Annotated in this window: 10 protein-coding genes; 8 read left to right on the top strand and 2 right to left on the bottom strand. The window is 33.2% G+C overall.

What is annotated here, in order from left to right:
- The first annotated feature begins 273 nt into the window (after positions 1-273).
- The 5 genes from DFQ07_RS04910 (at position 274) to DFQ07_RS04890 (ending at position 10003) form a co-directional block, all read left to right on the top strand.
- Positions 274-1245, top strand: a complete 972-nt coding sequence (locus tag DFQ07_RS04910; RefSeq protein ID WP_133535159.1) for a ribonucleotide-diphosphate reductase subunit beta — start codon at positions 274-276, stop codon at positions 1243-1245.
- Between the two features lie 170 nt (positions 1246-1415).
- On the top strand, positions 1416-3800 hold the full coding sequence (locus tag DFQ07_RS04905; RefSeq protein ID WP_133535158.1) for a ribonucleoside-diphosphate reductase subunit alpha: 2385 nt from the start codon (positions 1416-1418) through the stop codon (positions 3798-3800).
- Positions 3801-3943: 143 nt separating this feature from the next.
- Positions 3944-5281: a deoxyguanosinetriphosphate triphosphohydrolase gene (locus DFQ07_RS04900; RefSeq protein ID WP_133535438.1), complete on the top strand. Its 1338-nt coding sequence runs from the start codon at positions 3944-3946 to the stop codon at positions 5279-5281.
- Between the two features lie 115 nt (positions 5282-5396).
- Positions 5397-9326 (top strand): thrombospondin type 3 repeat-containing protein, encoded by a 3930-nt coding sequence (locus tag DFQ07_RS04895; protein WP_133535157.1) that lies wholly within the window; start codon positions 5397-5399, stop codon positions 9324-9326.
- Positions 9323-10003 (top strand): fibronectin type III domain-containing protein, encoded by a 681-nt coding sequence (locus DFQ07_RS04890; protein WP_133535156.1) that lies wholly within the window; start codon positions 9323-9325, stop codon positions 10001-10003. Before DFQ07_RS04895 ends, DFQ07_RS04890 begins: the two co-directional genes overlap by 4 nt.
- Before the next feature lie 59 nt (positions 10004-10062).
- Here the strand turns inward: DFQ07_RS04890 and DFQ07_RS04885 are convergent, their stop codons facing one another.
- The gene (locus DFQ07_RS04885) at positions 10063-10635 is read right to left on the bottom strand and encodes a DUF3109 family protein (RefSeq protein ID WP_133535155.1); all 573 of its coding nucleotides are present in this window, start codon (positions 10633-10635) and stop codon (positions 10063-10065) included.
- 108 nt (positions 10636-10743) lie between these two features.
- Here DFQ07_RS04885 and DFQ07_RS04880 point away from each other — a divergent pair, with 108 nt between their 5' ends.
- Genes DFQ07_RS04880 through DFQ07_RS04870 form a run of 3 tightly spaced genes read left to right on the top strand, consistent with a single transcriptional unit; the run spans position 10744 to position 13098 of the window.
- The gene (locus DFQ07_RS04880) at positions 10744-11325 is read left to right on the top strand and encodes a MarC family protein (protein WP_133535154.1); all 582 of its coding nucleotides are present in this window, start codon (positions 10744-10746) and stop codon (positions 11323-11325) included.
- 1 nt (position 11326) lies between these two features.
- The gene (locus tag DFQ07_RS04875; RefSeq protein WP_133535153.1) at positions 11327-11941 is read left to right on the top strand and encodes an FAD-dependent oxidoreductase; all 615 of its coding nucleotides are present in this window, start codon (positions 11327-11329) and stop codon (positions 11939-11941) included.
- A gap of 17 nt (positions 11942-11958) precedes the next feature.
- Positions 11959-13098, top strand: coding sequence for an endonuclease (locus DFQ07_RS04870; protein ID WP_243743933.1), 1140 nt, complete (start codon positions 11959-11961; stop codon positions 13096-13098).
- Positions 13099-13319: 221 nt separating this feature from the next.
- Here DFQ07_RS04870 and DFQ07_RS04865 read toward each other — a convergent pair whose 3' ends face one another.
- Positions 13320-14066, bottom strand: coding sequence for a succinate dehydrogenase/fumarate reductase iron-sulfur subunit (locus tag DFQ07_RS04865; protein ID WP_133535152.1), 747 nt, complete (start codon positions 14064-14066; stop codon positions 13320-13322).
- Between the last annotated feature and the right edge of the window lie 7 nt (positions 14067-14073).

Below are 14073 nucleotides of genomic sequence, written 5' to 3'. Positions count from 1 at the left end.
GTGATGTAAAATGCATCACTTTTTTTATGTGTAAACACAAAATAAGGAACTCAGTGAGTATCACTTGTCAAGCAAAATTTGTGTTTTTAAATTATTGATTATTAAATATTTATAAAAAGTCTTAAAAATGGATATTTAGTTAAAAAATCACGTTTTGTTAAAAACTTCAAGGGATTTGTGAATAAGTATAGCTTTCAAAATTTAGCAAATTTTTCAATCTTTGTTTCTCCCTCTGGTAATAAAAATAACACACTTAAAAGAGCTTAAAAAAGCATGGCATCTATTGAACCAATTTTACAAGAAAACAAAGACAGATTTGTAATTTTTCCAATTCAACATAACGACTTATGGGAATGGTATAAAAAACAACAAGCTTGTTTTTGGACTGCAGAAGAAATTGATTTACATTCAGACTTAAATGATTGGAATACTAAGCTAACAGATGATGAACGTTATTTTATCAAACACGTTTTAGCATTTTTTGCTGCATCTGATGGAATTGTAAATGAAAATTTAGCAGAAAACTTTGTAAATGAAGTTCAGTATTCAGAAGCGAAATTCTTTTATGGTTTTCAAATCATGATGGAGAATATTCATTCTGAAACCTATTCGTTATTAATCGATACTTATATTAAGAATGAAGAGGAGAAGAACAGGCTTTTTAAAGCGATTGAAGTTTTTCCTGCCATTAAAAAGAAAGCAGATTGGGCATTGAAATGGATTGATTCTGATTCATTTGCAGAGCGTTTAATTGCATTTGCAGCGGTTGAAGGAATTTTCTTTTCAGGATCATTCTGTTCAATTTTCTGGTTAAAGAAGCGTGGGTTATTGCCAGGATTAACTTTTTCTAACGAATTGATTTCTCGTGACGAAGGTATGCACTGTGACTTTGCAGTACATTTACACAATAATCACTTAGTTAACAAAGTACCAAAAGAGAGAATTAAAGAAATTATTATTTCTGCCTTAAATATTGAAAGAGAGTTTATTACCGAGTCACTTCCAGTAAGTTTAATAGGAATGAACGCTACTTTAATGACACAATATTTAGAATATGTAACTGACAGATTGTTACTTGAATTTGGTTGTGAAAAAGAATACGAAGCAACCAATCCGTTTGATTTCATGGAAATGATTTCATTAGAAGGAAAAACCAATTTCTTCGAAAAAAGAGTATCAGAGTACCAAAAAGCCGGAGTAAAATCTGGTGGTACAGGAAGCATCAGCTTTGATGCAGATTTTTAGAAACCAATAAGCTGCTATTTCCCCTACATGCAGTATTACTCAGCTAAAGCACTGTAAAATGTGCTTTAGCTTATATAACGTTTCAAAGAGAAACAATTTATTATCATTTTACAAGTTGTCAATCAAGGGTGTTTTGACGACTCTATTAACCAACTAAAACCAATATCAATATGTATGTAGTAAAAAGAGACGGCAGAAAAGAGCCTGTGATGTTTGATAAAATCACAGCAAGGGTTAGAAAAATGTGTTACGGATTAAACAATATTGTTGATCCGGTTAAAGTAGCAATGCGAGTAATTGAAGGATTGTATGATGGGGTAACTACTTCTGAATTAGATAATTTAGCGGCTGAAGTAGCTGCGACAATGACAACTGCACATCCAGATTATGCAAAGCTAGCAGCAAGAATTGCCGTATCTAACTTACATAAAAATACAAAGAAGTCGTTTTCTGAAACAATGACCGATTTGTATAATTATATCAATCCGCGAACAGGAAAAAAAGCGCCATTATTAGCAGATGATGTGTATAAAATCATTATGGACAATGCTGATAAGTTAGACTCAACAATTATTTATAGTCGTGATTTTAACTACGATTATTTTGGTTTTAAAACATTAGAGCGTTCTTATTTATTAAAATTGAATGGAAACATTGTTGAACGCCCACAACAAATGTTAATGCGTGTTTCTATTGGAATTCATAAAGAAGATATTGATGAGGCTATTGCTACATACGAATTGATGAGTAAAAAATATTTTACGCATGCAACACCTACCTTATTCAATGCAGGAACACCAAAACCACAAATGTCATCATGCTTCTTATTACAAATGCAAGATGATAGTATTGATGGAATTTATGACACGTTAAAGCAAACAGCTAAGATTTCACAATCTGCAGGAGGTATTGGGTTGTCTATTCATAATATCCGAGCTACAGGATCGTATATTAGCGGAACTAATGGAACTTCGAATGGAGTTGTACCTATGTTACGTGTGTTTAACGATACTGCACGTTATGTAGACCAAGGAGGAGGAAAACGTAAGGGTTCTTTCGCAATGTATTTAGAGCCTTGGCATGCTGATATTTTTGATTTCTTAGACTTGAAGAAAAATCATGGTAAAGAAGAGATGCGTGCACGTGATTTATTCTATGCTATGTGGATTTCAGACTTGTTTATGAAACGTGTGGAAGAAGATGCACATTGGACTTTAATGTGTCCACATGAATGCCCGCATTTATACGACACTTATGGGGAAGAGTTTGAGCGCTTGTATACAGGATATGAAGCAGCAGGGAAAGGAAGAAAAACCATTAAAGCACGTGATTTATGGGAGAAAATATTAGAATCACAAATTGAAACAGGTACTCCGTACATGTTATATAAAGATGCTGCAAACCGTAAATCAAATCAAAAGAATTTAGGAACTATCCGTTCTTCAAACTTATGTACTGAGATTATGGAATATACGGCAGAAGATGAGGTAGCAGTATGTAACTTAGCTTCGATTGCAATTCCAATGTTTGTTGCAGAGGATGAAAATGGTAATAAATTCTTCGATCATCAAAAATTATTTGAGGTAACTAAAAAAGTGGTTAGAAACTTAGATACGGTAATCGACCGTAACTACTACCCAGTAAAAGAAGCTGAAAACTCAAACTTCCGTCACCGTCCAGTAGGATTAGGAATTCAAGGATTAGCTGATGCATTTATCATGTTGCGTTTACCATTTACGTCAGAAGGAGCGAAGCAATTAAACCAAGAAATTTTTGAAACCTTATATTTTGCTGCTGTAACCTCATCAATGGAAATGGCTAAAGCAAAAGATCCATATTCAACTTTTAAAGGATCACCAATGTCTGAAGGAGAATTCCAACACAATATGTGGGGAATTGGTGATGATGAATTAAGTGGTCGTTGGGATTGGGCAAAGTTGCGTAAAGAAGTGAAAAAAAACGGGGTTCGTAATTCGTTATTAGTAGCACCAATGCCTACAGCATCTACTTCTCAAATATTAGGAAATAACGAAGCGTTTGAACCATATACATCTAACATTTATACTCGTAGAGTATTATCAGGAGAGTTTATCGTAGTAAACAAACATTTATTAGAAGACCTAGTTGAGTTAGATTTATGGGATAACAATATGAAAGAAGATATTATGCGTGCAAACGGATCAATTCAGCATATTGCAGCAATTCCGCAAGAGTTAAAAGATTTATACAGAACGGTTTGGGAAATGAGTATGAAAGATATTATTGATATGGCACGCCATAGAGGATATTTTATCGACCAATCTCAATCGTTAAACTTATTTATGCAAGACCCAGACTTTGCTAAATTAACATCAATGCACTTTTACGCATGGAAATCTGGGTTAAAAACAGGGATGTATTATTTACGTACAAAATCTGCTGTAAATGCGAAGCAATTCACGTTGAATATAGAAAAGAAAGAAGAAGAAAAACCAATGAGTCCAGAAGAATTTAAGGCAATGGTTGAGGCTTCTAAAAATGCAGGTCCGGATGATTGTTTAATGTGCGGATCTTAATATAAAACACTTTACCTTTTGTAGTATTTCTATCCCCTACGCTTAAGGAGAGAAACCTTATAAAAAGCAAATTAAATTAAAAGTGATAAAGAGAAGCTGAAAGGCTTCTCTTTTTTAGTATTTTCGAAAAAATTTATTGGATGATGAACTGGGAACAACTCCTTTCTTTAAAACGTTTTGGTGATACCCAAAAACGTGAACGTGCAAAACAAGACGAAACTCGTTTAGGGTTTGAAGTAGATTTTGATAGAATTATCTTTTCGTCAGCTTTTCGCAGTCTACAAGATAAAACACAGGTAATTCCATTATCAAAAACCGATTTTGTTCATACACGTTTAACCCACAGCTTAGAGGTTTCAGTTGTAGGAAGAACCTTAGGAAGACGGGTAGGGAAAGTATTGTTAGAACGCCACCCTAAATTACAAGAATTAGGCTATACTTTTAATGATTTTGGTGCGATTGTCGCCGCAGCATCAGTAATGCACGATATTGGGAATCCGCCGTTTGGTCATTCTGGAGAAAAAGCGATTGGAGAATATTTTAAAACAGGAAAAGGACTTCAGTATAAAGAGCAGCTTACCGATTTAGAATATCAAGATCTCATTGATTTTGAAGGAAATGCCAATGGGTTTAAAATACTAACGGAAAGTAGAGAAGGAATTGAAGGAGGTTTGCGTTTGTCGTATGCAACCTTAGGGGCTTTTTTAAAGTACCCTAAAGAGAGTCTTCCTAAGAAACCAACCAAACATATTGTCGATAAAAAATATGGTTTCTTTCAGTCTGAAAAAACAGCTTTTTTAGAAGTAGCTCAAGATTTAGGTCTGCAACAAAAAGAAAGTGATGGAGTATCTTTTTATCGTCATCCATTAGCGTATCTAGTAGAAGCAGCAGATGATATTTGCTATACAATTATCGATTTTGAAGATGGTATTAATCTTGGACTGATTGAAGAAGATTATGCTTTAGAATACATGATTAAGTTGGTAAAAGATACTATTGATAGTAAAAAATATCATTCATTACAGCATCAAAAAGATCGTGTAAGTTACTTACGTGCTTTAGCAATTGGGGTGTTAATTAATGAAGCAGTAACTATTTTTTTAGAGAATGAAGAGGCTATTTTAAACGGAACGTTTGATAAAGGTTTGTTAGATAAGTGTAAGTACGAAGCACAGATTAACGACATTATCAAAATAAGCGTCGATAAAATTTACCGAAGTAAAGAAGTAATAGAAAAAGAGGTGGCAGGTTATAAAATTATAGCTGATTTATTAGATGTTTTTGTAACAGCGTTAAATAATAAGTTTGACAATAAGCAATCGAACTACGATAAATTAGTATTGAATTTACTTCCAGAAGAATATCAACAAGAAAGAAAAAATCTGTATGACAGAATTATGCAAATATGTAGTTACATTGCTGGATTGTCTGACGGATTTGCTATTCGTTTGCATAGAAAATTAATGGGAAATATTAGTTAAATCGTATTTATCAATTGTTTTTTTTCTAATAATTAACAGATTTAACATATTAATCCTAATAAATAGTAGGGTAAAATGAAAACTATTTGTTTTACTTGTCGAGAACAATATTATTATGAGAAAAAAACTACTCTTATTTAGCTTTTTAACAATAGCTATTTGTGGTGTTACTTTTAAAATTTCAGTCAATAACGAAACTGAAATTAGTAAGTTAAGAAAGCAGCATGCAGAATTTTTAAAAAACCATCCTTTTCAAAAAACAGGAGAACTCCCTAAAAAGAAAAGAAAAGCACAAGGATTGCCACCAAATGCCTATTTTGAACAAAAGTATTTAAGTGAAATTAATCCTAATACAGGAAGAACACACAAAGAAAATGTTTATAAACTTCAAGAAGAGCTAAATAAACGTAGAGCAGGACAAAAGGTGCCTGGAGAAGTTGATAATGCTTGGGAAGAAAGAGGTCCTAATAATGTTGGAGGTAGAACAAGAGCATTAATTTTTGATCCAAATGATGCTACAAATGAAACCGTTTTTGCAGGTGGAGTTAGTGGTGGTTTGTGGAAAAACACCAATATATCTAATTCTTCATCAAAGTGGGTTAGGGTAGGAATTCCTGAAAATTTAGCAGTGTCATGTATTGCTGTTGATCCTAATGATTCTAAAGTTTTTTATGTAGGTACGGGAGAGTCGTACGTAAACGGTGATGTAAATGGTGATGGTTTGTGGAAATCTGTTGATAGTGGAAATTCATGGACAAAAGTATTTGGAGGAGTTTCAGGAGCCTCTTTTTTTGACACAAACTCTAAATTAACTATCAATTTACCTTTAGAAATAAAAGGAGACTATACAACAGTATTAACTAAAGCTTTTGGAGGGGATATAACATCTCCAATTACAAGTGATTTAATATTAGCAGATGATGGAACGGGAACAACAGAAGATGGTTGTGAAGCGATTACAAATACTTCGGAATTAAATGGTAAAATTGCTGTTATAAGAAGAGGTACATGTAACTTTTCAGCTAAAGCAAAAAACGCACAAGATGCTGGAGCTATTGCAGTTATTGTAGTTAATAACGCAACTACACCTCCTTTTAATATGGCAGCAGGAGACGGAGCAGGAGAAGTTAGTATTCCAGCAGTGATGATAGGAAAAGAAGATGGTGATGCAATAATTACCGCAATATCTTCTGGTACTGTAAATGGAACATTGATAAAAACGAATAACAATGCTACTAATGCTACAGTTGTTCCAGGTATTCAACACATAAATGATATTGTTGTAAGAAATAATGCAGGTGTATCTGAAGTTTATATTGCTGCTGGAGAAGCGGGGTATACAGGAGGAGTTTCATTAGGAGGAGACCGTATTGGAGTGTATAAATCAACAGACGGTACAAATTTTACCAAAGTAAATTTTCCTAAAACTTCAGGAGGTAATGAATATGAACCTAATAATATTGAAATAGCTTCAGATAATTCAATTTATGTAAGTACGACTCAAAGCTATACTTATGGTGATGGTGGAGGAACTATTTTTAAATCGACGAATGGGAATAGTTTTAGTTTGATACATTCTATTCCAAATGGAATAAGAACTGAGATAGCTTTATCACCAACAAGTCCTAAAACGGTATATGTATTATCTGAAATAAATAGTGAAAGTACACCAGTTAAAATCTTTAAAACAATAGATGATTTTGCTGTAGTTAATGAATTAACATTACCAAATGATGCAGATACCGGTATTGAGGCTAATGATTTTACAAGGGGACAATCTTTTTACGATTTGTTAATTAAGGTAGATCCAAATGATGAGAATACGGTTTATGTAGGAGGAATAGATTTGTTTAAATCTGTTAATGGAGGAACAAGTTGGAATCAATTATCTCATTGGTATGGTGGTTTTAGTATCTCTAATAATGTGCATGCAGATCAACATGGTTTAGCATTTGCCTCTTCTAGTAGAATGGTTTTTGGAAATGATGGGGGAGTTTATTTTTCTAATAATTCAGGAGCTACAATAAACAAAAGAAATAACAATTACAATACAGTTCAGTTTTATACAGTTGGAGTGGCTCCAACAACAGCTTTTGATGGAAAAGAATACTTTTTAGCCGGAGCTCAAGATAATGGAACTCATTTAGTTACCAATGCTAAGACTGGTGTAAATAGTTCTTATGATGTTTCTGGAGGAGATGGAGCAGCCAGTTTTTTCGATACAGATGGGGCAGATAAGTATTATATAGCTAATTATGTTTACAATCAGGCTATCGAATTAAAAAACATGTCAACTAATCAAGTAATTACTATCAACGATGAAGAAGAATCGAATGGAGATTTTATTAATCAAGAAGAGTTAGATTCTCATTTGAATATTTTATATTCAAATTATTCTTCAGGAACAAATTATATTGTTAAAAGATACTCAAATATACTATCGTCAGCTGTAGTAAAGCAATCCTTATCAAATTCATTAATGGATGCCGAACCTTCTACATTGAAAGTTTCTCCTCACACAAAAACATCTAGTAAACTATTTATTGGTTTAAAAAACGGTAAATTACTAAAAGTAGAGAAAGCTAATGTGGGTTCAGGCTCTTGGTCAGAAATTACAGGGGAAGAATTTGTAGGATCCGTTTCTGATATCGAGTTTGGAGAAACTGAAAATCAAATTTTTGTTACGATGCATAACTATGGGGTAAAAAACATTTGGTTTTCTAATAATGGAGGTGTTAGTTGGGTAAGTAAAGAAGGAAATTTACCAGATATACCAGTAAAAGCGATTTTGCAAAATCCATTAAGTACTAATGAAGTGATTATTGGAACAGATTTAGGGGTTTGGAAAACGAAAAACTTTAATGATGCTTCACCTAGCTGGACTCAATCATATAATGGGATGAGTAATGTACCAGTCTTAGATTTAGATTTACGTGATGATAATACTGTTTTTGCTGCTACTTATGGTAGAGGTATTTTCTCTGGAAAGTTTACGTTTGACCCTAATGGTGATGCCGACGGAGATGGTGTTCTAAATGGTGTTGATAACTGTCCGAATACAGCAAATGCAGATCAAGCAGATACTGACGGAAATGGGGTAGGAGATGTGTGTCAAGATACTGATGGTGATGGAATTTTAGATATTAATGATAACTGCCCTGAAGTAGCAAATCCAGATCAAAAAGATACTGATGGAAATGGAAAAGGAGACGCTTGTCAGGACTCCGATGGAGATGGTATAATGGATGATGTAGATAATTGTGTAACTACTAAAAACCCAGATCAGAAAGATGGTAATAATGACGGAATAGGTGATGTATGCGACACAAGCTATAAAAACCCAGATAATATTTCGGTAAAAACAATTTCAGAAACTTGTGTTGATCAAAATGATGGGAAAATAATAGTAGGTGTAAAACAAACATTTGTGAGTTATACAGTAACTGTAAAGGGAACTCCAACAGATTTAACAGAGCAATTAACAACAGCTTCGGTTACTTTTTCCGATTTAGCTCCAGGAACATACGAAGTATGTGTAAAAGTTAATGATAGAGATGATTATGTTCAATGTTACGAAGTTAAGATTGGAGCATCTAATCCAGTAGCATTCAAACTGGTTAAAAATGAAGAATCTCAAAATTATACGGTAAATATAACATCAGGGACAGCGCCTTATACTTTATATTTAAATGGAGATGTGCTGGAAACTTTTAATACATCAGTCTTTGATGTAAATACTAAAAAAGGTGGAGTTTTAGAAGTTAAAACAGCCAAAGCATGTGAAGGAAAGCTCAATGTAATTATAGATAATATTTTCTTAAAAGAGAATCCAGTTTCAGAAGCAATTGATTTGTTATTACCTGATAATGTAGCATCAAGCCTTGATGTAAAAGTTTATGATACAAAAGGAAGAAGAGTGCTGGAAGGAAGTTTTGCGAAACAAGGTAATGAATTATCAATTCCGTTCAATGGTTTTAAATCTGGAACATATATACTCAAGATTGGTAATGATAACACAAACACATTTAAAGTTTTAAAACGATGAGAAAAGTAATAAAAAAAGTAGCCTTATTTTCACTTCCTTTATTTGTTGCTTGTGGAAGTAAAGAACCTGTAAATGAAGCGCCAACTGTAGTAAATTTGGTATATCCTACGCAAAACTTATTGTGCATAGATAATAGTATTTCATTTGATTGGAGCGATGCCACAGATCCAAATAAAGATAAAGTTAGCTATAAGGTTGAAATTGCTAAAAACAGAGAGTTAACCAATATTGCTAAAACACAAACAGCAAACACATCTCAAGCTACAATAATTTTAGAGAAAGACGTTGCGTATTACTGGAGAGTTACTGCAATAGATAGCAAAGGAAAGGAAAGTGAACCTTCATCGGTATTTGCTTTTTATACAAAAGCAGAAGGAGAAAGTAATATAGCTCCTTTTACTGCAGAATTAGTGAAACCAGTAGATGAGAGTGCGGTTGATGGATTAGCAGTTACTTTAGAGTGGAAAGGAGCAGATTCTAATACAGGAGATACACTAACCTATGATGTTTATTTTGGTGAAGATGCCATTCCAACAACAATAAAAGAAGAAGGTATAAGTGTCACAAGTATTCAAGTAACTGTAGAATCTGGTAAAACATACTATTGGAAAGTAAATACGATTGATAATGCAGGAGCAAAGTCTATCGGACAAGTATGGAGTTTTAAAGTGAATTAAAATTGCAATATGTAATAAACAAAAACGACGCTAATTAGCGTCGTTTTTGTTTGTTGAATTTATTTTTTCAAATGTTTTTCTGCAACTTTTTCAAGTTCGTCGTACCAGTTTTGCCCAAACTTTCTTATCAGTGCTTGTTTTACAAACTTGTATACTGGTACTTGTAATTCTTTACCTAAGAAACAAGCATCATCACAAATTTCCCATTTATGATAGTTAACGGCTGCAAATTCACTATAGTCTTTTACTCGAACAGGATATAGATGACAAGAAACAGGCTTTTTCCAATCTACAATTCCTTGATTGTAAGCTTCTTCAATAGCACACAAAGCAGTTCCTTTCTTATCAAAAATTACATAAGCACAATCTGCATCATCAATTAACGGAGTTTCTAACTCACCAAAATCACTCGTAATCCATGTACCTTGTTTTTCAATAGCGGCAATACCTTCTTTTCGTAAAAAAGGTTTTACTTTAGGGTATATTTCTTCTAAGATTTTTGTTTCTTCTTTTTCTAGTGGAGCACCTGCATCACCATCAATACAACAAGCACCTTTACAGGCAGATAAGTTACAGACGAATTCTTTTTCTATAAGGTCTTCTGAAACTATGGTTTTTCCTAATTGAAACATAAAATAAGTTTAAAATTAGAAGTTTATATTAACTTCTCGTAAATTTAAATGCAAAAATACTAGAATATAACATTACTTATATAATTTTGCACACGAAAAACATCAACTATGGACTTTAACTTTAAAGAAATTTTCACAGCCTTTATGGTATTATTTGCGGTAATTGATATTGTAGGTAACATTCCTATTGTTATTGATTTACGTAAAAGGGTAGGACACATTCAATCAGAAAAGGCTTCTGTAATAGCAGGGTTTATTATGATTTTATTTTTATTCGTAGGACAGCGTTTGTTAAATCTAATAGGTATAGATGTTCATTCATTTGCTGTGGCAGGATCTTTCATCTTATTTTTTATTGCTTTGGAAATGATTTTAGGGATTACTTTATATAAAGAAGATGAAGAAGAAGCATTAAGCGCAACAGTTTTCCCATTAGCATTTCCATTAATTGCAGGACCAGGTAGTTTAACGACACTCCTTTCTTTACGAGCAGAATTTAATTTAGAAAATATAATTATTGCGGTTTTATTAAACGTAATAGTAATTTATATTGTATTAAAAACCTCGGCAAAAATTGAAAAACTGATTGGTCCTAATGGAATTAAAATCATTAGGAAGATATTTGGGGTAATCTTATTAGCCATTGCAGTTAAACTATTTGCAACCAACATTAAAATGTTATTAGCATAAAATGATTTACGACACGCTTATTGTAGGAGGAGGGGTTTCAGGAATGCAATGTGCTTTGATTTTAGGATCAGCACTTGCTAAAGAATATGCAAAAGGAAAAAAAGTTGGAATTATTATGCATCAACGAGCATCTCATTTACAAGATGCACTATTTAATAATGTCTTAGGATTAACTTCAGGAACCTTGGGAAAAGATGTTTTAGAAGCAGGAAAAAAGCAATTAAATGAGTTATATCCTGAGGTAACTCAAATAGAAAAAGAAAAGGTAGTAGCAGTTTTAGATGATGAAAGAGGATATAAAGTTACTACAAACAAAAATGAATATTACAGTAAAGTAGTTGTAATAGCATTAAACTATTCAAAGCCTTTTGAAATTACTGGATTAGAGCAATATGTAGAGCGACATATACGAGCAAATGCAATGAAAGATAGAATACAGTTACGTAATTTCAACCATTTGATTAAAGAGGGCTTATATGTTTGCGGAACCTTAGCTGGTTGGAGAAGTCAATTTGCTATAGCAGCAGGTAGTGGAGCAAGTGTAGCTACAGATATTTTAACTGTATGGAATGAAAATGTACCAACAAAGGTGCATGATAAGTATATAAAAGAATAATTATTTAATAGAAGATCATGAAGAAAGTAATTGGACTAATAGCAATGTTAGCATTGTTTATTAATTGTGGAGGGAGTGATAATGAAGTTATACTACCTGAAGAAAAAGATACAGTAATAGCTGTTAATGATTCTTTTCAAGCTGATGAAAATACAGCAACTGTATTGCCAAGTTTTTTAGAGAATGACACTTATACATCTGGAAGTGTAAAAGTGACGTTTGAGACCTCTTCAGCAAGGAATGGGACTATTGTTGAGAGTAATAATATGTTTACATATACTCCAGCACAAGGTTTTGTTGGTACAGATACTTTTAAATATACAATTTGTAGTACAATTACACCTAGTAGTTGTTCTACAGCAACTGTGGTTATTACTGTAAAAGCATTGGCAACAGGTAACACAGGTAATTTCAATATACCTTCTGAGATATCAGAGTATTATAAAGACATAGATTTTACACTAACAGGAAGCTCTTTAAAAGAGGAATTAGCTACTACAATAATAAGTACACATACAACTACTTTATCATACACTCCGGGAGTTTGGGATGTATTAAAACAATCTGATTTAGATCTTACAGACAATAGTAAAGTTGTTTTAATCTATGGGTATGATGATAATGACGGAAATTATGTAACTGATAGAACTAGAGATAAAAATGCTAATGGTGGTACAGCAGGAACTCAATGGAACAGAGAACATGTATATGCTAAATCACTAGGAACACCAGATTTAGGAACTTCTGGTCCTGGGGCAGACGCACATCATTTAAGACCTTGTGATATCACGTTTAACTCTCAAAGGGGAAATAAGTTATTTGCTACTGGTTCAGGTAAAGCAGGAGATGTTTCGGGAAATTGGTACCCTGGTGATGAATGGAAGGGAGATGTAGCCCGTATGATGATGTATATGTATGTACGTTATGGTAACCAGTGTTTACCAAAAAATGTAGCCGTGGGGTCTGTAGCAACTTCTGATAGCAATATGGTTACCTTATTGTTACAATGGAATGCAGAAGATCCAGTATCCGATTTAGAAATGCAACGTAATAATGTGGTTGCAAATGCTCAAGGAAATAGAAACCCATTTATTGATAATCCGTATTTAGCTACAGTAATATGGAGTGGTAGCGAAGCAGAAAATACTTGGAAATAAATACAAACAAAATTAAAATATTAAAAGCCTGAGTGAAAGCTCAGGCTTTTTTTGATTCAAAATAGATAGTCCCCCATAGATTATAATACTCTAATCATCGGCGACAAATGTATATTTTTTCTATTCATCTAAAATAAAAAAGGTATAAGCATATAAATATGAGTTATATAAAAAGACCGAAGCATTGCTTCGGTCTTTTATATCTATAAGTTATAAAAATCTTATCCTTTAAAACTTGCTTTTAAGAACTCAGAGTTCATGCGAGCAATGTTTTCTAAAGAAATTCCTTTCGGACACTCGATTTCACATGCTCCAGTGTTGGTACAGTTACCAAAACCTTCTAAATCCATTTGTGCTACCATGTTTTTAACACGTTCAGTAGCTTCTACTTGTCCTTGTGGTAATAAAGCGTATTGAGATACTTTTGCTCCTACAAATAACATTGCAGATGAGTTTTTACAAGTAGCTACACAAGCACCACAACCAATACAAGTTGCAGCATCCATTGCTTTATCAGCATTTTCTTTAGGAACTAAAATAGCATTCGCATCAGTAGTGTTACCAGAGGTGTTTACTGAAATATACCCTCCAGCTTGTTGAATTCTTTCAAAAGAACTTCTATCAACTACTAAATCTTTAATAACAGGGAAGGCAGCAGCTCTAAATGGTTCAATTGTAATCGTATCACCATCGTTAAACATACGCATGTGTAACTGACAAGTAGTTACACCACGATCTGGTCCGTGTGCTTCACCGTTAATATACATTGAACACATACCGCAAATTCCTTCACGACAGTCGTGGTCAAATGCTACTGGCTCTTCACCAGAGTTTACTAGTTGTTCATTTAATACGTCCATCATTTCTAAGAAAGACATATGCTCAGAAATATCGGTCACCTTATATTCGACCATTTTTCCTTTATCACTTGCGTTTTTTTGACGCCAAATTTTAAGTGTTAAATTCATAATTCTC

The organism is Tenacibaculum caenipelagi, assembly GCF_004363005.1.
GTDB lineage: Bacteria > Bacteroidota > Bacteroidia > Flavobacteriales > Flavobacteriaceae > Polaribacter > Polaribacter caenipelagi.
This window is presented reverse-complemented; position numbering and strand designations above follow the sequence as displayed.

Coding starts and splice junctions, on each gene's coding strand:
- DFQ07_RS04875 (WP_133535153.1), top strand. CDS start 11,327: ATGATTTACGACACGCTTATTGTAGGAGGAGGGGTTTCAGGAATGCAA.
- DFQ07_RS04880 (WP_133535154.1), top strand. CDS start 10,744: ATGGACTTTAACTTTAAAGAAATTTTCACAGCCTTTATGGTATTATTT.
- DFQ07_RS04870 (WP_243743933.1), top strand. CDS start 11,959: ATGAAGAAAGTAATTGGACTAATAGCAATGTTAGCATTGTTTATTAAT.
- DFQ07_RS04910 (WP_133535159.1), top strand. CDS start 274: ATGGCATCTATTGAACCAATTTTACAAGAAAACAAAGACAGATTTGTA.
- DFQ07_RS04865 (WP_133535152.1), bottom strand. CDS start 14,066: ATGAATTTAACACTTAAAATTTGGCGTCAAAAAAACGCAAGTGATAAA.
- DFQ07_RS04905 (WP_133535158.1), top strand. CDS start 1,416: ATGTATGTAGTAAAAAGAGACGGCAGAAAAGAGCCTGTGATGTTTGAT.
- DFQ07_RS04895 (WP_133535157.1), top strand. CDS start 5,397: ATGAGAAAAAAACTACTCTTATTTAGCTTTTTAACAATAGCTATTTGT.
- DFQ07_RS04885 (WP_133535155.1), bottom strand. CDS start 10,635: ATGTTTCAATTAGGAAAAACCATAGTTTCAGAAGACCTTATAGAAAAA.
- DFQ07_RS04900 (WP_133535438.1), top strand. CDS start 3,944: ATGAACTGGGAACAACTCCTTTCTTTAAAACGTTTTGGTGATACCCAA.
- DFQ07_RS04890 (WP_133535156.1), top strand. CDS start 9,323: ATGAGAAAAGTAATAAAAAAAGTAGCCTTATTTTCACTTCCTTTATTT.